Annotated in this window: 18 protein-coding genes; 12 read left to right on the top strand and 6 right to left on the bottom strand. The window is 63.3% G+C overall.

Translation table 11 applies throughout. The annotated features are described in order from the left end of the window. The first annotated feature begins 39 nt into the window (after positions 1-39). The gene (locus IAE40_RS15875) at positions 40-927 is read left to right on the top strand and encodes an NAD(P)-dependent oxidoreductase (RefSeq protein ID WP_200603522.1); all 888 of its coding nucleotides are present in this window, start codon (positions 40-42) and stop codon (positions 925-927) included. On the opposite strand, the gene IAE40_RS15870 is transcribed toward IAE40_RS15875, so the two are convergent. Together IAE40_RS15870 and rapA are read right to left on the bottom strand one after the other, a co-directional pair. Continuing rightward, positions 827-3091 carry a putative bifunctional diguanylate cyclase/phosphodiesterase gene (locus IAE40_RS15870; RefSeq protein ID WP_200603521.1) on the bottom strand — a complete coding sequence of 755 codons (2265 nt, stop codon included), beginning with the start codon at positions 3089-3091 and terminating at the stop codon, positions 827-829. The genes IAE40_RS15875 and IAE40_RS15870 overlap by 101 nt on opposite strands. Before the next feature lie 232 nt (positions 3092-3323). Beyond that, positions 3324-6170: an RNA polymerase-associated protein RapA gene (gene rapA, locus IAE40_RS15865; RefSeq protein ID WP_197892731.1), complete on the bottom strand. Its 2847-nt coding sequence runs from the start codon at positions 6168-6170 to the stop codon at positions 3324-3326. Between the two features lie 118 nt (positions 6171-6288). On the opposite strand from rapA, the gene IAE40_RS15860 reads away from it, so the two are divergent. The 7 genes from IAE40_RS15860 (at position 6289) to IAE40_RS15835 (ending at position 11136) form a co-directional block, all read left to right on the top strand. Then, positions 6289-6984: a M949_RS01915 family surface polysaccharide biosynthesis protein gene (locus IAE40_RS15860; RefSeq protein ID WP_200603520.1), complete on the top strand. Its 696-nt coding sequence runs from the start codon at positions 6289-6291 to the stop codon at positions 6982-6984. A gap of 110 nt (positions 6985-7094) precedes the next feature. Next, positions 7095-7433 (top strand): hypothetical protein, encoded by a 339-nt coding sequence (locus IAE40_RS15855; RefSeq protein WP_054891742.1) that lies wholly within the window; start codon positions 7095-7097, stop codon positions 7431-7433. A 67-nt stretch (positions 7434-7500) separates the two neighbouring features. Continuing rightward, positions 7501-7662, top strand: a complete 162-nt coding sequence (locus IAE40_RS15850) for a hypothetical protein (protein ID WP_172964788.1) — start codon at positions 7501-7503, stop codon at positions 7660-7662. Positions 7663-7795: 133 nt separating this feature from the next. Beyond that, on the top strand, positions 7796-7912 hold the full coding sequence (gene ccoM, locus IAE40_RS25885) for a cytochrome c oxidase subunit CcoM (RefSeq protein WP_054891741.1): 117 nt from the start codon (positions 7796-7798) through the stop codon (positions 7910-7912). 161 nt (positions 7913-8073) lie between these two features. Continuing rightward, positions 8074-10062: an FUSC family protein gene (locus IAE40_RS15845; RefSeq protein WP_200603519.1), complete on the top strand. Its 1989-nt coding sequence runs from the start codon at positions 8074-8076 to the stop codon at positions 10060-10062. Continuing rightward, positions 10049-10255, top strand: coding sequence for a DUF1656 domain-containing protein (locus tag IAE40_RS15840; protein WP_054891739.1), 207 nt, complete (start codon positions 10049-10051; stop codon positions 10253-10255). Before IAE40_RS15845 ends, IAE40_RS15840 begins: the two co-directional genes overlap by 14 nt. An 11-nt stretch (positions 10256-10266) precedes the next feature. Continuing rightward, entirely contained in the window at positions 10267-11136 is an 870-nt protein-coding gene (locus IAE40_RS15835; RefSeq protein ID WP_200603518.1) for an efflux RND transporter periplasmic adaptor subunit, read from the top strand. 45 nt (positions 11137-11181) lie between these two features. Here the strand turns inward: IAE40_RS15835 and IAE40_RS15830 are convergent, their stop codons facing one another. After that, entirely contained in the window at positions 11182-11910 is a 729-nt protein-coding gene (locus IAE40_RS15830) for an SDR family oxidoreductase (protein WP_200603517.1), read from the bottom strand. A 101-nt stretch (positions 11911-12011) separates the two neighbouring features. Between IAE40_RS15830 and IAE40_RS15825 the strand changes: the two genes are divergently transcribed. After that, the gene (locus IAE40_RS15825; RefSeq protein ID WP_200603516.1) at positions 12012-12800 is read left to right on the top strand and encodes a LysR family transcriptional regulator; all 789 of its coding nucleotides are present in this window, start codon (positions 12012-12014) and stop codon (positions 12798-12800) included. Here IAE40_RS15825 and IAE40_RS15820 read toward each other — a convergent pair. Then, on the bottom strand, positions 12797-13555 hold the full coding sequence (locus IAE40_RS15820) for an SDR family NAD(P)-dependent oxidoreductase (protein ID WP_200603515.1): 759 nt from the start codon (positions 13553-13555) through the stop codon (positions 12797-12799). The two genes, IAE40_RS15825 and IAE40_RS15820, sit on opposite strands and share 4 nt — an antisense overlap. A gap of 115 nt (positions 13556-13670) precedes the next feature. Here IAE40_RS15820 and IAE40_RS15815 point away from each other — a divergent pair, with 115 nt between their 5' ends. Next, entirely contained in the window at positions 13671-14591 is a 921-nt protein-coding gene (locus IAE40_RS15815; RefSeq protein ID WP_197892746.1) for a LysR family transcriptional regulator, read from the top strand. Positions 14592-14716: 125 nt separating this feature from the next. Then, positions 14717-15037, top strand: a complete 321-nt coding sequence (locus tag IAE40_RS15810; RefSeq protein WP_054891734.1) for a DUF2025 family protein — start codon at positions 14717-14719, stop codon at positions 15035-15037. 10 nt (positions 15038-15047) lie between these two features. Here IAE40_RS15810 and IAE40_RS15805 read toward each other — a convergent pair whose 3' ends face one another. Beyond that, positions 15048-16124, bottom strand: a complete 1077-nt coding sequence (locus tag IAE40_RS15805) for a diguanylate cyclase (RefSeq protein WP_200603514.1) — start codon at positions 16122-16124, stop codon at positions 15048-15050. A gap of 128 nt (positions 16125-16252) precedes the next feature. On the opposite strand from IAE40_RS15805, the gene IAE40_RS15800 reads away from it, so the two are divergent. Then, positions 16253-17347 (top strand): MBL fold metallo-hydrolase, encoded by a 1095-nt coding sequence (locus IAE40_RS15800; RefSeq protein WP_200603513.1) that lies wholly within the window; start codon positions 16253-16255, stop codon positions 17345-17347. Between the two features lie 3 nt (positions 17348-17350). Here IAE40_RS15800 and IAE40_RS15795 read toward each other — a convergent pair whose 3' ends face one another. Then, complete coding sequence (locus IAE40_RS15795) at positions 17351-18244, bottom strand: formate/nitrite transporter family protein (protein WP_153774043.1); 894 nt, start codon at positions 18242-18244, stop codon at positions 17351-17353. Between the last annotated feature and the right edge of the window lie 343 nt (positions 18245-18587).

Raw genomic sequence — 18587 nt, 5'->3', positions numbered from 1 at the left:
CGAAGGTCGCGCTTCTTTAATCCTTGCCTGGAGTCGTTCATGAGTACTGCATTGCCTTCCCTGGGATTCGCCGGGATCGGCCTGATGGGCCTGCCGATGTGCCGTCGTCTGCTGGCTGCCGGCTACCCGCTGACCGTGTGGAACCGCAGCCCGCAGAAGTGCGCCGAGCTGGTCGCCGCTGGCGCACGCCTGGCCGAGAGCCCGGCGGCGTTGTGCCGTGACACTGACATCGTGCTGCTGTGCCTGGCCGACACGGGCGTGGTCCGCGAGGTGGTGTTCGGCGAGCAAGGCATCGCCCAGGGCGGGCGCAGCGGCCAGTTGCTGGTGGATTTCTCCAGCCTCGAGCCAACCGCCACCCGCGACATGGCCGCGGAGCTTGCGGCCCTGTGCGGCATGGCCTGGCTGGATGCGCCAGTGTCCGGCGGTACGCCAGGCGCCGAGGCGGGTACCCTGGCGATCATGGTGGGCGGTGACGCTGCGGACCTGGCGCGCGTGCGCCCGGTGTTGCTGACCCTCGGCCAGCGCGTGACGCACATGGGGGCGGTTGGTGCCGGCCAGGTGACCAAGGCTTGCAACCAGATGATCGTTGCCTGCAATGCCTTGGTGATTGCCGAGATGGTGGCCCTGGCCGAACGTTCAGGGGTGGATGCCAGCCTGATCGCCGAAGCGCTTTGCGGCGGATTCGCCGACTCCCGGCCGCTGCAGATCCTCGCGCCACAGATGGCGCAAAGTCGCTACACCCCGGTCAAATGGCATGTGCGCACCTTGCTCAAGGACCTCGACACTGCAGTGAAGTTTTCCCGCGAGCAAGGTTCGGCAACACCCATCAGTGGCCTCGCCGCGCAACTGATGCGCCTGCACGGCAGCCAGGGGCATCTGCAAAACGATCCGGCGACCCTGGTAGAGCTGTTCCGCGCTCGGGAATGAAGTCGCTGTCCAGATTGTCGAGCCGCTCCAGCACCGGCGGCAGGTCGGTCAACGGTACCGGACGGCTGAGCAGGTAGCCTTGAAGGAAATCGCAGCCCTGGGCGGCGAGAAATGCGCGTTGCTCGTCGGTTTCCACGCCCTCGGTGACGACCTGCAGGTGCAGGGTGTGGGCCATGATGATGATGGCCTGGACGATCTCTCGGTCTTGCTGGCTGCCTGGCACATCCTGGATGAACGAGCGGTCGATCTTCAGCACGTCCAGGGGAAGGCGCTTGAGGTAGGCCAGCGATGAATAGCCGGTGCCGAAGTCGTCGATCGACAGGGCCACGCCCTGGGCGCGGATGCGTTTGAGCAGGTTGATGGTGCGGTGGATATCGCCCATCAGGGCGTTTTCGGTGACTTCCAGTTCCAGTTGGCGAGCAGCCACACCGGCCTGGAACAAGGCCATCTCCACTTCGCTGGCCAGTTCCTCGCGCCCCAGTGTCACGGCGGAGCAATTGACCGTGACCTTGAGGTGTCCGTAGCCCAGGCGGTTGAGTTCTGCCACGTCTTCGCAGGCGCGGCGCAGTACCCAGAGATCGAGTTCGGCGATCAGGCCATTGGCTTCGGCAATACCGATGAAGCGGTCGGGGCCGAGCAGGCCATGCTGCGGGTGCTGCCAGCGTACCAGGGCTTCCAGCTTGGCGACCCGTGCGCTGTGCAGGTCGAAGATCGGCTGGTAATGCACGCACAATCCGCGCTCATCGAGCAGCGCCACGCGCAGTTCCTCTTCCAGTTGCAACTCGAGCGTGGCGCGGGTCTTCAGGCTGCTGTTGAAGAAGTTCAGGTTGTTGCGCCCGCCACCCTTGGACTGGTACAGCGCCAGGTCGGCATTCTTCAGCAGCTCCTCGGCGCTGCGTCCATCGTCGGGAAAGATGCTGATACCGATACTGGTGGTCATGACCATGCGTCGCCCACCGAGATCGATGGGCTCCTTCATGCGCTGCATGATGCGTTGCGCCAGGTGACGGGCTTCGTCGCGGTTGTGCAGGCTGGTGACGATGCAGAACTCATCGCCGCCAAAACGCGCCACCACGTCCTGGGAGCGGGTCGCCGCCTTGATGTGTCCGGCGATCACCTTGAGCAGTTCGTCGCCAGCGGCGTGCCCGAGGCTGTCGTTGATGCGCTTGAAGTGGTCGATGTCGAGGAACATCACGGCCAGCATGCCTTCGCTTGCGGTCTGCTCGGCCAGGCGTTCGGCAAAGACCTGGTTGAAGCCGCGGCGATTGATCAGGTTGGTCAAGGCATCGTAGTGGGCGGCCTGTTGCAGCGAGGCACGGGCCTGGTCGAGCTGGCTGAGCAGCACATTGACCCGCCGCAGGTCATGTTCCTTGCTTTGCAGCTTCTTGTCGGCCAGTGCAGCGCTGATGCTGCTGCCACTGATCAGCAGGGTGATGAACGCGATGGTCAGCCCCAACTGCAGGCTGTTGTTGGCCGAGGGCAGTTGCAGGGGCAGGTTGTCTGGAATGACCAGCGACAGTGCCGCCATGCCCGTGAAGTGGGTGAGGACGATGCCTGCCGCCATCATCAGGCTGGCGCCGTACTTCATCACCAGATGCAGGGTGCCGCTGCCACTGCGAAAGTGTCGGGCCATCAGCAGCGCCACCAGGCTGGTGACTACAGCGATGCCCAGCGAGGCGACCAGCAGTGGGGTCTGGTAGTACTGCAGGGCGCTGGTCTGCAGGGCGGCCATGCCGACGTAATGCATCACGGTGATGCCGAGGCCGATCGCCAGCGCAGCCTGCAGGTAATGACGCCACTGCATCACAGTGCGATCGAGGCTGTTCATTGCCAGCCACGCGGCGAGCAGGGCGATGATCAGCGAGAGGGCGGTCAGCGGCATGTCGTAATGCACTTCAAGCGGCGCCTGGAACGCCAGCAGGCTGATGAAGTGCATGGCCCAGATACCGCTGGCCAGGCAGCAGGCACCCAGAATCCGCCATTGGCGGCGGGCGTTGAGCCCCTCGCTGTGACTTTGCCGCTCGGCCATGTCCAGGGTGGCGAAGCATGCAGCGCAGGCCACCAGGTAGGCGAGCATGACCAGGAAAGGGTTATGACGGCAGTCGAGGATGATTTGTCCGTTCGCCGGAAGCTCGGCGAACAATTGAAGTCCCAGCCACTCCATTGCCTGTCTCTTCGTCGAGTTTGCACTCGTCCCCAAACAGCGTGGTGGAGACCGTTGAAACCGGAGTATAGGAAAGGGGAGCTAGGCCTTCCTGATTAATGGCAGTTTGATCTCTACCATTTGGACATGAGGTCAATAGCGGAAGGTTATAAAAACAGATGAGGCGGCGCGTGCTTCGCGGGCAAGCCCGCTCCTGCATGTACAACGCTGCGGGAGCGGGCTCGCCGTTTTGTCAGCCGGCCACCAGCACGCGAATCGCTTCCAGGCGCAGCGCGGCCTTTTCGAGCATCGCCAGGCCCTGTTCGCGCTGCTTGCGCAGGGCATCGATCTCGCTGTCACGCACGCTCGGGTTGACTGCCTTGAGCGCCGTCAGGCGAGCCAGCTCCTCGTCGGCTTCAGCGGCCAGGCGACGCTGCGCCTCGGCGACACGCTCGTCATGCACCGGCAGTACCTTCGCCTCGCCAGCGGCGATGCGCTTGGCCAAGACATCGCGCTGGGCCTGGATGAACTTGTTGGCGCTGGCCTTGGGTACGCTTTCGAGCTGGTCGTTGAGGGTTTCGAAGGCAACCCGCGGCGCCAGGTCGTTGCCATTGGTATCGAGCAGGCAGCGCAAGGCGGCCGAGGGCAGGTAGCGACCCAGTTGCAGGCTACGGGGTGCCACCACCTCGCTGACATAGAGCAGTTCGAGCAGCACGGTGCCAGGCTTGAGCGCCTTGTTCTTGATCAGCGCCACGGCGGTGTTGCCCATCGAGCCGGACAGCACCAGGTCCATGCCGCCCTGCACCATCGGGTGTTCCCAGGTCAGGAACTGCATGTCCTCGCGCGACAGGGCCTGGCCACGGTCGTAGGTGATGGTCACGCCTTCGTCGTCGCCCAGCGGGAAGCTCGCGTCGAGCATCTTCTCGCTGGGTTTGAGCACCAGCGCATTTTCCGAATGGTCTTCGCTGTCGATGCCGAAGGCGTCGAACAGGGTTTCCATATAGATAGGCAGGGCGAACTGGTCATCTTGCTCGAGAATCGCCTCGACCAGTGCCTCGCCTTCGCCAGCGCCGCCGGAGTTGAGCTCCAGCAGGCGGTCGCGGCCGCTGTGCAGCTCGGCCTCCAGGCGCTCGCGCTCGCCGCGGGCTTCAGCGACCAAGGCGCTCCAGGCGGCATTGTCGCCGCCGACCAGTTGCGCCAGCAGGCGCGTGCCGAACTGGTGCTGCAGGGCGCTGCCGGTCGGGCAGGTGTTGAGGAAGGCATTCAGGCCTTCGTGGTACCACTGGAACAGGCGCTCTTGCGGGCTGTCCTGCAGGTACGGGATGTGCAGCTGGATGGTGTGTTTCTGACCGATCCGGTCGAGGCGACCGATGCGTTGCTCGAGCAGGTCCGGGTGCGCCGGCAGGTCGAACATCACCAGGTGGTGGGCGAACTGGAAGTTGCGGCCTTCACTGCCGATTTCCGAGCAGATCAGCACCTGCGCGCCAAATTCTTCGTCGGCAAAGTACGCGGCGGCGCGGTCACGCTCAAGGATGCTCATGCCTTCATGGAATACCGTCGCGGGGATGCCGGAGCGCACACGCAGGGCGTCTTCCAGGTCCATGGCGGTCTCGGCATGGGCGCAGATCACCAGAACCTTGGTGCGCTTGAGCATCTTCAGGGTGTCGATCAGCCAATCGACCCGTGGGTCGAAGCGCCACCAGCGTTCGTCGTCGCTGCCTTCGCCCTGGGCCTGGAAGGCCACTTCCGGGTACAGCTCGGCACGCTCACCGGCGGGCAGCGCGCTGTACGGTTCGGGGTTGGCGAGCGGGTAGGGGTGCAGTTGACGCTCGGGGAAGCCCTGGATCGCGGCGCGGGTGTTGCGGAACAGCACGCGGCCGGTGCCATGGCGGTCTAGCAATTCGCGAATCAGGCGTGCGCTGGCCTGGCTGTCGCCATCGCTGACTGCGGCCAGCAGGGCCTCGCCTTCGGCGCCAAGGAAATTGTGAATGGTGGCGTGGGCCTTGGGCGACAGGCGGCCTTCGTCGAGCAACTCCTGGACGGCTTCGGCTACTGGGCGATAGTGCTCGCTCTCGGCGCGGAAGGCGGCCAGGTCGTGGAAACGGTTGGGGTCGAGCAGGCGCAGGCGGGCGAAATGGCTGTCCTGGCCAAGCTGTTCGGGGGTGGCAGTGAGCAGCAGCACGCCAGCAATGACCTGGGCCAACTGCTCGACCAGCGCGTATTCGGCACTGGCCTGCTCCTCGTGCCATACCAGGTGGTGGGCTTCGTCGACCACCATCAGGTCCCAGCCGGCGGCGAACAGGGCGTCCTGGGCCTTTTCATCGTCGACCAGCCACTCCAGCGCCACCAGCGCCAGTTGGGCATCTTCGAACGGGTTGCTGGCATCGCTCTCGATGAAACGCTCGGCGTCGAACAGTGCCACCTGCAGGTTGAAGCGCCGGCGCATTTCGACCAGCCACTGGTGCTGAAGGTTTTCCGGAACCAGGATCAGCACGCGGCTGGCACGGCCCGTCAGCAATTGGCGGTGGATGACCAGGCCCGCCTCGATGGTCTTGCCCAAGCCTACTTCGTCGGCCAGCAATACCCGCGGGGCGATACGGTCAGCGACTTCACGGGCAATGTGCAACTGGTGGGCGATCGGCTGGGCGCGGCAGCCACCCAGGCCCCAGAGCGAGGAGAGCATCTGCTTGCTGCTGTGCTGCAGGGTGTTGTAGCGCAGCGAGAACCACGACAGCGGGTCGATCTGCCCGGCGAACAGACGGTCGCTGGCCAGGCGGAACTGGATGAAGTTCGACAGTTGCGTCTCAGGCAGGGTACGCGCCTGGTTCTGCCCGTCCAGGCCATGGTAGACCAGCAGGCCATCGACATCCTCGACCTCGCGCACGGTCAGCTTCCAGCCATCGAAGTGAGTGATCTGGTCACCCGGCGAGAAGCGCACGCGGGTCAGCGGCGCGTTGCGTAGCGAGTACTGGCGGGTATCGCCAGTGGCCGGATAGAGCACGGTCAGCAGGCGGCCATCCTGCGCCAGGATGGTTCCCAGGCCGAGCTCGGCTTCGCTGTCGCTGATCCAGCGTTGCCCCGGTTGATACTGCTGCGCCATACTGCCTGAACTCCCGCGATGAAAAAGCGCACTATCTTAACGGATAGGCCCGGCGGACCAAAGCGTTCAGCCACTTCATCGACGAATACCCTTTAGTCAACGAGGGCCTCGCGCCAACATGCCTGTCACGCACCGCTGGTTGAACCTCTCCCTGGCCGTGGGCAGCCTGGCGCTGCTCGCAGCCTGTGACCAGAAGAAGTTCGAGATCCTCGCGCCGATTCCGGTCGAGCAACTGGAAGTGCTGGGCGTTCAGACGCCGCTCAAGAGCGTGCATTTCCACGACCGCGAAGGCGAAGGCCTGCTGGTGCTCAGCCGTGTGGACGGCCAGGCGACCGATGCCGACAGCGAACAGGAAGTCGACAAGGTCGTGCTCAAGGCCACGCTCTATGGGCGTGCGAGCGAAAGCGAGGCGTTCAAGCCACGCTGGCAGATCGATCAGGAGACAACGTGCCCGGGGCTGGACCTGGATGTCGACTTCTATACCGATGTCAGCGACGTTACCGACCTGAACAAGGATGGTGTCGCCGAAGTCACCGTGGCCAGCCACGCCTTCTGTGGCGGCGGCATCGACCCGCACGACATCAGCATCGAAATGCGCGAAGGCCAGGCGATCTACAGCATCAGTGGTCAGTCGCAGATCAGCCCGGCGGGCGAGGAGCCCATCGGTGGCGAGCGCGAGGACAGTGCGTCGCTCAAGAGTGCGCCGCAGGTGTTGCGCGAACACATGGACGCGGTCTGGCAACAGGTCTACAAGCGGCCCTGGAGCGAAACCAGCCAGCCCGCTGACGACGATCCCGACGACGAAGGCGAATGATCGCGGTCTATACTTTGCAAACGGTATTGTGACCGGCCGCACAATCCCTTGCCCATGTGCTCAAGGCGTACCGTGGCTGGCCGACACAGTGGCTACAGGAGAACCGACTCATGCTGCCGCCGATCATTCCGCTCAGTGCCGTGCCCGTGACCTCGCAACAAGATCCCGTCAAGCAGAGCCCCAATATTCCTCCGGTGGTTCCGGCCCAGCCTGCCTCCAGCGATGGCACCATCGACCTCAAGCAGCAGCGCGACCCGCAGGATGAAGCCTATCGGCTGCGCGAGGAACAACGCCGCCAGCAGCAGCGCCGTCAGCAACGCCGCCAGGACGAGCAGGAAGAGCTCTACAGCGCAATGCCCGGCGATGAACTCAATGCCGACAATACCGTGCCGGTTGCGCCGCTCGGTGAGCGGCCACGCCAGGGGTTGCTGGTGGACATCGAAGTCTGAGGCGGGGCTGTTCAGCGTCGCCATCAGGCTTCATCATGGGCGCATCCGCTGTCAGTCGAGCCCGCCCATGAGCCAAGACAACCTGATCGACTTCGGCGCCGAGCGCGCCAAACGCATCCACGACATCAAGGACAAGCGCCTGGATGAAATGCGCCAGGCCTTCGAACAGGCCATGCCGTTGAGCAAAAGCAAGAAGAAGAAAGGCAAAAGCAAGCCCAAGAAGCGCTGAAAACTGATGCAGGTCAAACCTGCGCCCCCTCTTGTGCCCGGTCCCGGGCCCTATTGACCCTGGTCAATTTCTCCTCCCCGCACATTCGTTACCTTGCACACATCGGACAACGGCAACGAATCGGGAGGCCGACATGTTCTTCGACAACGTGGTGATCGCCGGTGTGGTGACAGTCGGGTTGATGTTGACGTTCTTTGCCGGTCTGGGACTTTTCATCTGGAAGGATGCGAACAAGCGCAAATCGCGCTGATCCTTCCGGGTATACGAGCACGCAAGGCATTTAGGGCGACTTCGGTCGCCTATTTTTTTATCTTTTTAAAAGATGATTAGCTAGCTAATTAGTTGATTGCATTTTATTCTCCCGTTCGTTGTCTATCGTTCTATTCAATATCCCCCCGCAAGGTCCGCTTCGTGCCCATCACCCTCCAGGCCCTGTTCGCACCCACCAGCCCTGCTCTGAAGTTCGCCATCAAGACCCTGCTGGGCGGTGGACTGGCGCTGTGGCTGGCGCTGCGCTGGGGGTTGGAACAACCGGCCTGGGCCTTGATGACGGCGTTCATCGTGGCCCAGCCGCTGTCGGGCATGGTGGTGCAGAAGGGGCTGGCGCGACTGGCCGGCACCCTGGTCGGTACGTTCATGTCGGTGGTGTTCATCGGCCTGTTCGCCCAGACCCCGTGGTTGTTCCTGCTGACCCTTGCCTTGTGGCTGGCGCTCTGTACCGCTGCTTCAACCCAGTTGCGCAGTGCCTGGGCGTACGCCTTTGTGCTGGCTGGCTATACCGCAGCGATCATCGCATTGCCAGCGATCGACCACCCTTTGCAGGTGTTCGACCAGGCGGTGGCGCGCTGCACCGAAATCTGCCTGGGCATCGTCTGCGCCACAGCCACCAGCGCGCTGATCTGGCCGATGCGCGTCGAGCAGCAACTCGGCGGCCAGGCGCGGCAGGCCTGGCAGAACGGCATGCAGACCGCCAGCGCCATGCTCGGCGGTGAAGACGAGGCGCGCCAGGGGCTGCTGGACATCCTTGGGCGCATCGTCGCCATCGACGTTCAGCGTGAACATGCCTGGTTCGAAGGCAGTCGTGGCCGCCAGCGGGCCCGCGCAATCCGTGGCCTGAGCCAGAAGCTGATGGTGCTGCTGCGCATTTCGCGTTCGGTGCGTCGTCAGTGGCGTCAGCTCGACGAACAGCAAGCGGCGCACCTGGCGCCCTGGCTGGAGGAGGTCCGGACCCAGTTGGCCAATCCCGATCAGCCCAGCCTTCTGTTATTGCGCCAACGTATCTGGGACGCAGCCCACGACGAACAGATCAGCCCCGCCGAGCATTTCTGCCTGGCGCGCCTGACCCTGCTGCTGGACTTCGCCATGGCCGCCACCCAGGCGCTGCTCGATGTGGAGGAAGGGCGAACGCCCAAGGACGTATCGCTGGGCCTGGCGGCGCATCGCGACCTGCCGCTGGCGCTGCTGTTCGGTTCGCGCAGTGCGTTGGCGTTTCTGGTCATGAGCAGTTTCTGGCTGGCCACGGCCTGGCCCTCGGCCCCCGGAGGCCTGGTGCTGACCTGCGTGGTCTGCAGCCTGTTCGCCAGCCGCGAGAACGGCGCGCAGATCGGCTTGAGCTTTCTGCGTGGCATCTTGCTGGCGATTCCGGTGGCGTTTTTCGTTGGGCAGATCCTGTTGCCACAATGGAGCAGTTTCGCCTTGCTGTGTCTTGGCATGGGCGTACCGCTGTTCTTCGGTGCGCTGGGCATGGCTCATCCGCGCACGGGGCCGACGGCGACTTCGTACTGCCTGCATTTCATCGTGCTGGTGGCGCCTCTGAACGCCATGCACTTCGACGTGGCCAGCATGCTCAACAGCGCCCAGGCCATGCTCATCGGTGTGGGGGCGGCGGTACTGGCGTTTCGGTTGGTCGTGCTGCGTCATCCGAAGTGGCTGGGTCGGCGCCTGAGGGCCGCCACCCAGAGCGACCTGGTTCGCCTGACCCATCGCGACCTGCGGGGCGCCGACAGTTGGTTCGGTGGACGCATGGCCGATCGCCTGATGCAGTTGGCCCGTCATGCCAGCGAGTTGCCCGAGGCCGAGCGCAAGCGTTGGGACGATGGCCTGCATGGCTTGGACATCGGTGACGAACTGGTGCACCTGCGCATGTGCCTGGCGGTGGCCCAGGTACCGTTGGCCGGTGCCGAGCGCCAGTACCTGCAGCAACTGGAGGCGGTTCTGGCCAGTGGCCCTGCGCCTGGGCGCGGCCAGCGTCTGGATGCCGCCAGCGAGCAGTTCATCGAGGCCCTGCGCCGCCAGCCGTCGAGCGACCCGCTGCGCCTGGCTATCGGCGCGGTCCTGCAATTGCAGAAGAGCTGGGGCAAGTGGTGCCGTTGGCAGGAGGAAGTCCATGGGGTTGCGTGAGTGGGCGCTGGGCGGCGTATTGCTCAGCCCGTTTCTGATCTACGTGTTGATGGCGTTGGTGCTTACTGGGCTGTTGCGCTGGGTGGTGCAGGCGACGCCACTCGGTCGCTGGATCTGGCATGAAGCGCTGTTCGATGCGGCGTTGTTCGTCTGTGTGCTGTCGTTGGTGGTACATCTGTTGGGACCTTTGTAAGGAGTCAGTCCATGCGTACAGCGGTACGTACCCTGGTCACCCTGTGCGTGGTGGCCATTGCCGTGTTTGCCGGATATCACCTCTGGCAGTACTACATGCTTACCCCCTGGACGCGCGATGCGCGGGTGCGGGCCGATGTGGTGGTGATCGCCCCGGACGTGTCCGGCTGGGTGCGCGAACTGCGGGTCCACGACAACCAGCCGGTGAAGGCCGGCGATGTATTGATGATCATCGATCACGAGCGCTTCCAGGCGGCTTTCGACCAGGCCAGTGCCGTGGCTGAAACCCGCACCCAGCAGTTGCGCCTGCGTGAGCGCGAAGCGGCTCGGCGCACGGCCCTTGGGCCGGAGGCGATCAGCGCCGAGCTGCGCGAGAACGCCCAGATCAACGCTGCCATCGCCCGTGGTGAACTGCACGAGGCGCAAGCGCAACTGCAGGTGGCCAAGATCAACCTGGCCCGTAGCGAAGTGCGCGCACCGCGCGACGGTCACATCACCAACCTGCGACTGGCCCAAGGCAACTACGTCAATACCGGGCAATCGATGATGGCGCTGGTGGACGACTCGACCTTCTATATCCAGGCCTATTTCGAGGAAACCAAGCTGCCGCGCATTCGTGTCGGGGATCCGGTAAAGGTCTGGCTGATGGGGGCGGGGGAGGCCATGCATGGGCATGTGGAGAGCATCAGCCGGGGCATCACTGACCGCAACTCGACCCCGGACGGACAGTTGTTGCCGGAGGTGGAGCCGACCTTCAACTGGGTCAGGTTGGCGCAGCGGATACCGGTGAGGATCAGGCTGGACGATATCCCCGCTGGGGTGAATCTCAGCGCCGGGATGACCGCGAGTGTGCAGGTGCGGGAGGATGAGGTGCAGCGCTGAGCCAGCTCCCACGGACGCCCGGCGTGCCCGTGGGAGCGCTTGCCATCAGGGTTGCTGGGCAGTGGCTGCCAGTACGATCTCGCGGATGCACACATGTTGCGGCTGCTGGTACGCCCAGACGATCGCCCCGGCCACATCCTCGGCCTTGAGCACTACGCCGCCCATGTCATTGGCTTTCCACGACTCGTAGTCGCGCTTGATGCCCTCGTCGGTGGTGTGGCCGAGCAGCTCGGTCTCGACCGCGCCCGGCGCGATGGTGACGACACGCACGTTGTGTGGCGCCAGCTCTTCGCGCAGGTTTTCCGACAGGCCATGCACGGCGAATTTGGTGCCGACGTAGGCGACATGATTGGGGAAGGTCTTGCGCCCGGCGACGGAGCTGACGTTGATCAGGGTGCCGGCGCGTCGTGCGACCATGCCGCTGGCCAGTACATGCACACCGTTGAGCAGGCCTTTGACGTTGATGTCGATCATCCGGTCCCACTGCTCAGGATCCTGCTCGTGCACCTGGCCCAGCAGCATCACGCCGGCATTGTTCACCAGTGCATCGGCCGGGCCGTACACGGCTTCGGCTTCGTTCACCGCCGCCACCAGCGCGGCACGGTCGCGAATGTCCACGGCGCGGCACAAGCAATTGGGCAGGGCCAATGCTTCGAGACGTTCCAGGCGACGAGCGATCAGCAGCAGCGGGTGACCTGCGGCCGAGAATTGCTGGGCCGTGGCGGCCCCGATACCGGAGCTGGCGCCGGTGATGATGATCAGAGGTTTGTTCATGAGCGCCTCCAAGGCATAATCGTTTTCGATGGCCAGAATTGTAAGCATCGATCCAGGCCATGAAAAACGGCTTATTCCTCTGGCTGGCATCGGTTTTATCTATGGATATTCGTCATCTCAAGGCGTTCATCGCCGTGTTCGAAGAGCGCAACATCACCTTGGCCGCGCAGCGCCTGTGCGTGGCTCAGCCGACATTGTCAGTGACCATCCGGCAACTCGAGGAGGACCTCGGCGTCATCCTGTTCCTGCGCCAGGCCCGCGGTGTGGACGTCAGCGAGCAGGCGCGGGCGCTGTATCCGCAGGCGTGCCGCATGGTTGCTGAAGCCGAGGCGCTGCGCCTGCGCTTTCGCCAGGAGCAGGAGCGTGTCCCGCTCGTGCTGGGTATCGAGGCCGATATCGCCCCGGCCCAGGTCGAAGCATGCGTGTGTCTTGCGGCTCAGGCCGTGCCTGGGTTGCAATTGACGTTGCTGGACGGTTGCGAGGGCGATGCGCGGTTGGCCGATGAAGCTGAGCGCTGTGAGGATGAGCTCTTCCTGGCGCTGTGGGAAGAGTCGTTTGTCCTGGTCATGGCCACCGGCAGCCAGGCCGACGGTCGCTGGATCACCTGCCCGCAGCATCCTTCGCACCAGCGCCTGATGGGGCTATATGGCGAGGGTGAGCAGGTGGCACAGGCCGGATCATTGCAACTGGCGTTGGCGCTGGTCGCCGCCGGACTGGGCGCGGCCTGGTTGCCGCAGTCGCTGGCCGAGCGCCACCCAGGGGTCTACTGGCAACCAGGGCCCGGCCCGGCGCTGAGGCGTCGGGTCGGGTTGTGCTACGCCGCCCAGGCGCTGGACATTCCTGCCTTGGCGAGCTTGCAGCAGGCGCTGAGCGGCAGCAGCCTGGGTTAGAGGAACATGCCGCCGGAGACTTCCAGACGCTGCCCGGTAATCCAGCCATTACCGTCCTCAAGCAACAGGGAGATGGCTGCGCCGATATCGTCGGGCAGGCCGGCGCGGCCCAGGGCAGTATTGCTGGCCACGAAGGCGTTGACCTGCTGATTGTCACGCACGGTGCCACCCCCGAAATCGGTCTCGATGGCGCCCGGCGCCAGGATGTTCACCCGGATGCCGCGCTCACCCAACTCCTTGGCCTGGTAGCGGGTGAGCACCTCCATGGCGCCCTTCATTGCCGCGTAGGCGGAGTAACCGGGCAGCGAGAAGCGTGCCAGGCCACTTGAAATGTTGACGATGCGCCCCCCGTCGGCCAGTAGCGGAAGCAGGCGTTGGGTGAGGAAGAACGGGCCCTTGAGGTGGATGTTCAGCAATTGCTCGAACTGCGCCTCGGTGGTTTGGCTGAACAGTGCATGTATGCCGACACCGGCGTTGTTCACCAAAAAGTCGAACTGTCGGCGGGCAAAGCGTTGATCAAGGGTGTGCGCCAGGCGTTCGGCGAAGTCGGCGAAGCTTTGGCTGTCGCCGACATCCAGTTGCAGCATGGCGGCACGCACCCCAGCCTGTTCCAGGCGCTCGACCAGGGCCTGGGCTTCGTCGGCCCGGCTGTGATAGGTGCCGATGACATCGATGCCGCGGGCCGCGAGATGTTCGGCGGTGTTGCGGCCAAGGCCGCGGCTGGCGCCAGTGAGCAGAGCGATTTTACGGGTCATGTGGATTACCTCGTCGATGGAGTCTGTGCTCACAGGTTATTGGTCGACAAAAGGCTGTTAAATCCTGCTGTTTTGGAAATACTGTTCGCCATATTCGAACTATCAAGGCGGCTCGATGAACAAGCTGGAATTGTTGCGTACCTTTGTCAGGGTCAGTGAACTGTCCAGTTTCACCCTGGCGGGTGAGAGTCTTGGCTTGCCACGTTCGACTGTCTCGGAGCAGGTCCGGGCACTGGAGCGCTTGCTTGGCACGCGCCTGCTCAACCGCACCACGCGCCGCGTGCAGGCGACGCAGGACGGCCTGCTGCTCTACGAGCGCAGCAAGGATTTGCTGTCAGGCATGGACGAGATCGAGAGCCTGTTTCGCAGCGACGAGGCCGAGCTGGCCGGGCGTCTGCGTATCGACATGCCGACCATGATGGCGCGCAAGGTGGTGATGCCGGCCCTTTCAGGCTTTCTGTTGCGCTATCCGCGCCTGGAAGTGGAGCTCAGTTGCACCGACCAGCGTGTCGACCTGCTGCAAGGTGGCTTTGACTGCGTACTGCGGGTGGGCGAACTGGGTGACCCGGATGTGGCCGCCCGGCCACTGGGGCGCATGACCATGTGCAACTGCGCCAGCCCCGAATACCTTGCCCGGCATGGCGTGCCGCACACGCTGGACGATCTGGCGACGCATCAGCTCGTGCACTACGTCTCCAGGCTCGGTGCGCAGAGTCCGGGGTTCGAGTACGAAGTCGACGGGCAATCGCGTTTTCTGCCCATGAGGGGTGTGCTCACGGTGAACAATGCCGTGGCGTATTCGGCCGCGGGCCTGGCCGGCCTGGGGCTGATCCAGGTTCCAGCGGCGGGGGTTGCCGAGGACGTGCGGCGCGGTGATCTGGTACGGGTGCTCGAATCTTGGCAGGCCCGGGCCATGCCGGTGACGATGCTGTACCTGCGCCAGCGGCATGTTCCGCGCCGGGTACAGGCGTTCATGGGATGGATGGAGGCGCTGTTGACCGATCAGCTCGATCCGGCGGTGTCCGGCGCTCGCTGAAAAACCTTGGCGAAGGCGGCGCAGGTTGCGTTAGTCTGCGCAACAAACGATCTGCGCGTTGCCCGACAGAGGCAACCGTTCCCGCCTGGCGTGCGTTCCTTCCGATTTCTTTGCGAGGTAACGTCATGGCCATTACATCCCAGGATATCTGCACAGCTGCCGAGCAGCTCAACGGCTTCGTCGGTTTTCACGGCAAGCGTGGCACGCATATCGTGCGCTTTTCCGAGGACGCATTCGGTATGGATGTCGCGGATGCGAGCATCACGCCCTGCAGCGAGTTCGTCTGGCGTCCCGAGTCGGGGCGGCGTATGGCGCTCTGCCGTGAGCGTCTGGCACTGTTGCTGCGACAGCATGTGGACGATCGCCTGAACATTGGTGAGCCGCTGCGGATCTATCTGCGCCGCACCGACCTGCCGGAGATCGTCGCCGAGCGTAGCCTGCGCTGAGCCAGCAGGTTCAGTCGGGGTAGGCCAGCTTGAGAGGGCCAGCCTCGCTGCGGGCGACGTTGACCTGGTTGCGGCCTTGATGCTTGGCGGTGTAGAGGGCCTTGTCGGCGTCTTCAAGCCACTGCTCGGGCGTTTTCAGCCCAGGGTGATAGGCCGAGAGGCCTATGCTCAGGCTGATGCGCAATTCCGGCAGTTGCGGGTTGCGATAGGCGCTGACCTGCTCACGCAGGCGCTCCATCGCAACGCCGGCCTGGTCTTGATCGGTGGCAGGCAGGATCAGACAGAACTCGTCACCGCCGTAGCGCCCGGCCAGGTCATCGTCGCGCAGGACGCGCTTGAGCTCGTGGCTCAGCTGGCGCAGCACGCAATCGCCGACCACGTGGCCGAAGGTGTCGTTGATGGTCTTGAAATGATCGATGTCGATCAGGGCGATGACTGCCGTGGCCTGCTGCTGGTGGCAGATCTGGAACCTCAGCAGCAGCAAGTCTTTCCATGAGCCATGGTTGAGCAGTCCGGTGAGGCTGTCGGTGCGGCTCAGGGCGCTCAGCCGACGCTTGTGGTCGGCCAGCTTGATCGCCAATTGATAGCAGACCCAACCGAGCGCCAGCGGGTAGAGCGTCAGCATTGGCAGGCAGGCATAGACCTGCAATGCCGTGGCTTGCAGTTGCAGCCCGGGGCCGAACAGCGCCATGGCCAGCAGCATGCCTGTCAGTTGCGCGACCAACCCGCGCAGTACCATGCGCTTGCCGCCTGCAGCGACGTTGTTCATGGTCATCATCGACAGGATGGTCACGGTCGGCAACGGATTGAAATGAATGGCTGCAGCCCAGAAACCGCCGCTCAGCGAATCGAGCAACAGGTTGCGCTGTTCGGCGCGGTAGGGGGCAGGGGAGCGGATCGCCCATTGATAAGCCAGGTGCGGCCAGGCCAGGCCGTTGAATAGCATCAGCAGCCACACCCAGGTGGGTGGTTGCAGCGGGGCAAGTGCCGCCATGACGCTGAACAGGCCGATGCCCATGCCGATGGTCCGCGGCAGATAGATGCGCCTGACGAAGGAGAGCCCCTTGCCGCTTCTGTTGTCGATCATGTCTATCGTTCTTTTTCTGCAGAAGCCGTTTATCGCATAAGTTGCATGAATATTGTTGAACAATGATTCATGGCGGAAAAATGACCTTACAAGCCAATTCACGGTTGATCCGATCATTGTGAGGTAGCATGAAGCCTTTGTTTCTCCTCGGAGTGCTCCTGCTCATGGCCCCCATGGCTTCCCCCGCCGGCGAGCCGGCACCTTACAGGGATGGGCGTTTTTACAACCAGGCCGAGCTGCCCAAGGATGGCGTGCTCAAGAAATTGCGTATCGGCCTCAAGTATCTGCTGCTGCGCAAACCTCCCGAGACACGTCCTGCCACTCCCCCGAGCCTGCAGCCGATGACCCGCCAGCAGGTACTCGATGCCCCGGACCACAGCCTCTGGCGTCTGGGCCATTCCACGGTACTGCTAAAACTGCGTGGGCACTTCTTCATTACAGACCCGGTATTTGCCGAACGCGCCTCGCCCGTGCAATGGGCCGGCCCGCTGCGCTTCCACGCTTCGCCGCTGGCAATCGACCAGCTTCCGCCGCTGGCAGCGGTGATTCTGTCCCACGACCATTTCGATCATCTCGATGAGTCGGCCATACGCCAGCTGGCGCCAAGCACCGGCCAGTTTCTTGCACCGCTGGGCGTGGGCGATCGTTTGGTCGAGTGGGGTGTGCCGAGCGACAAGGTGCGTCAACTGGACTGGTGGCAGGAAACCGAAGTCGCAGGCGTGCGTTTCGTCGCCACACCGGCGCAGCACTTTTCTGGGCGCGGCCTGTTCGACAGTAACAGCACCTTGTGGGCGTCGTGGGTGGTGATCGATGAAGGGCTGCGCCTGTTCTTCAGTGGTGATACCGGATATTTCGAAGGCTTTCGCGAAATCGGCGAGCGCTTCGGACCCTTCGATCTGACATTGATGGAGACCGGTGCCTACAACCTGGCCTGGCCCAATGTGCATATGCAGCCTGAGCAGAGCCTGCAAGCGCACCTGGATCTGCGCGGACGCTGGATGCTGCCGATCCACAACGGAACGTTCGATCTCTCCCTGCACAGCTGGCAGGAGCCTTTCGAGCGCATCGTCGCGCTGGCGGCGCAGGCCCAGGTACCGTTGAGCACGCCACAGATGGGCGAGCGCGTCAGTCTGGATTCGCCCCATGCAGGGCAGAACTGGTGGCAGCCCAGGCCTTTGCGTCAGCGAGGCGACAGCACCGAGCGTGCAGTGGCGGTGCGCTGAGTATCAGCTTTCACGGCCCTTCTTTATTGGCGACTCTTGTTCATCATCCAGCAGCTTCGACGGCGGCTTGCCGCTGTCGCTGCGTACCTGGGCGTGGCTGATGAGGGCGAAGATGAAGCTGCCACCGATGATGTTGCCGGCCAGGGTCGGCAGGGCGAACTCCAGCCAGAAGCTGGGCCAGGTCTGCTCTCCGGCCCAGACCAGATAAGACACTTCTACCGAGCCGACGACGATATGGGTGAAGTCGCCCAGGGCCATCAGGTAGGTGATCATCAGGATGATCCAGATCTTGGCGTTCTCCATGGATGGGATCATCCAGACCATGGTCGCGATCATCCAGCCCGAGATGATGCCCTTGGCAAACATCTGGCTCGGATCGTTGTGCATCACCTTGCGCCCGATTTCGAGAAAGGCCACATCGGTCTTGCTGTCGAAGATCGGCAGCTCGAGCATCACCCAGGCCACCAGCAAGGTGCCGGCAAGATTGCCCATCAGCACCACTGTCCACAGGCGTATAAGGCGGCCGAGGTTGGCGAGGGTAGGGGCGGTCATTACCGGCAGCACGGCAGTCAGGGTGTTTTCGGTGAACAACTGTTGGCGAGCGAGGATCACGGCAAGAAAACCGGCGGCGTAGCCGAGGCTGGCAATCACCTGGCTGCTGTCGTTGTCTGGCAGGCGTGCATAGAACAGTCCCATCGCCATCAGCGACAGGCCCATGGTCAGGCCGGCGGCCAGTGCCGACCACCACAGGGCTGCCAGGGTGCGTTCCAGTTCCTGATCGCCCTGGGCGCGGATGATCTCGTGCAGTACTGCTGCGCGGGGTGGCTGGTTATGACTGACTTCCTGCTCTTCATCTGCCGACAGGCCCGGGGTTTTCTCGTTCTGCGCTTGGCTCATCGTGTCGCGCTCCTGGGATGTTTCTCTACAGATCGATTGCGCTCGAATTAGTTGCCGGTGAGCTCATGGAGGCGGATAAAAGTTTTTTTGGATCAAAGTGTTGACTCTGATTTCAAACCACGTATTATTCGCCTCCTCGCAGCGATGAACGCAGCGGGGCAGTCGGTAAGTCGTTGACGTTGAAGGCTTTTGAAAGAAAGCAGTTTGAAAAAACTTCAAAATAAACGCTTGACAGCAAGTGAGGAAGGCGTAGAATGCGCGCCTCGGTTGAGACGAAAAGCTCTTAACCAAACGCTCTTTAACAAATCGAATCAAGCAATTCGTGTGGGTGCTTGTGAGTACG

The organism is Pseudomonas sp. S44 (assembly GCF_016624805.1).
GTDB lineage: Bacteria > Pseudomonadota > Gammaproteobacteria > Pseudomonadales > Pseudomonadaceae > Aquipseudomonas > Aquipseudomonas machongensis.
Note: the sequence above shows the minus strand (reverse complement) of the source record. Positions and strands in the feature narration are given on the sequence as shown.

Coding starts and splice junctions, on each gene's coding strand:
- IAE40_RS15875 (WP_200603522.1), top strand. CDS start 40: ATGAGTACTGCATTGCCTTCCCTGGGATTCGCCGGGATCGGCCTGATG.
- IAE40_RS15870 (WP_200603521.1), bottom strand. CDS start 3,091: ATGGAGTGGCTGGGACTTCAATTGTTCGCCGAGCTTCCGGCGAACGGA.
- rapA (WP_197892731.1), bottom strand. CDS start 6,170: ATGGCGCAGCAGTATCAACCGGGGCAACGCTGGATCAGCGACAGCGAA.
- IAE40_RS15860 (WP_200603520.1), top strand. CDS start 6,289: ATGCCTGTCACGCACCGCTGGTTGAACCTCTCCCTGGCCGTGGGCAGC.
- IAE40_RS15855 (WP_054891742.1), top strand. CDS start 7,095: ATGCTGCCGCCGATCATTCCGCTCAGTGCCGTGCCCGTGACCTCGCAA.
- IAE40_RS15850 (WP_172964788.1), top strand. CDS start 7,501: ATGAGCCAAGACAACCTGATCGACTTCGGCGCCGAGCGCGCCAAACGC.
- ccoM (WP_054891741.1), top strand. CDS start 7,796: ATGTTCTTCGACAACGTGGTGATCGCCGGTGTGGTGACAGTCGGGTTG.
- IAE40_RS15840 (WP_054891739.1), top strand. CDS start 10,049: ATGGGGTTGCGTGAGTGGGCGCTGGGCGGCGTATTGCTCAGCCCGTTT.
- IAE40_RS15835 (WP_200603518.1), top strand. CDS start 10,267: ATGCGTACAGCGGTACGTACCCTGGTCACCCTGTGCGTGGTGGCCATT.
- IAE40_RS15830 (WP_200603517.1), bottom strand. CDS start 11,910: ATGAACAAACCTCTGATCATCATCACCGGCGCCAGCTCCGGTATCGGG.
- IAE40_RS15825 (WP_200603516.1), top strand. CDS start 12,012: ATGGATATTCGTCATCTCAAGGCGTTCATCGCCGTGTTCGAAGAGCGC.
- IAE40_RS15820 (WP_200603515.1), bottom strand. CDS start 13,555: ATGACCCGTAAAATCGCTCTGCTCACTGGCGCCAGCCGCGGCCTTGGC.
- IAE40_RS15815 (WP_197892746.1), top strand. CDS start 13,671: ATGAACAAGCTGGAATTGTTGCGTACCTTTGTCAGGGTCAGTGAACTG.
- IAE40_RS15810 (WP_054891734.1), top strand. CDS start 14,717: ATGGCCATTACATCCCAGGATATCTGCACAGCTGCCGAGCAGCTCAAC.
- IAE40_RS15805 (WP_200603514.1), bottom strand. CDS start 16,124: ATGATCGACAACAGAAGCGGCAAGGGGCTCTCCTTCGTCAGGCGCATC.
- IAE40_RS15800 (WP_200603513.1), top strand. CDS start 16,253: ATGAAGCCTTTGTTTCTCCTCGGAGTGCTCCTGCTCATGGCCCCCATG.
- IAE40_RS15795 (WP_153774043.1), bottom strand. CDS start 18,244: ATGAGCCAAGCGCAGAACGAGAAAACCCCGGGCCTGTCGGCAGATGAA.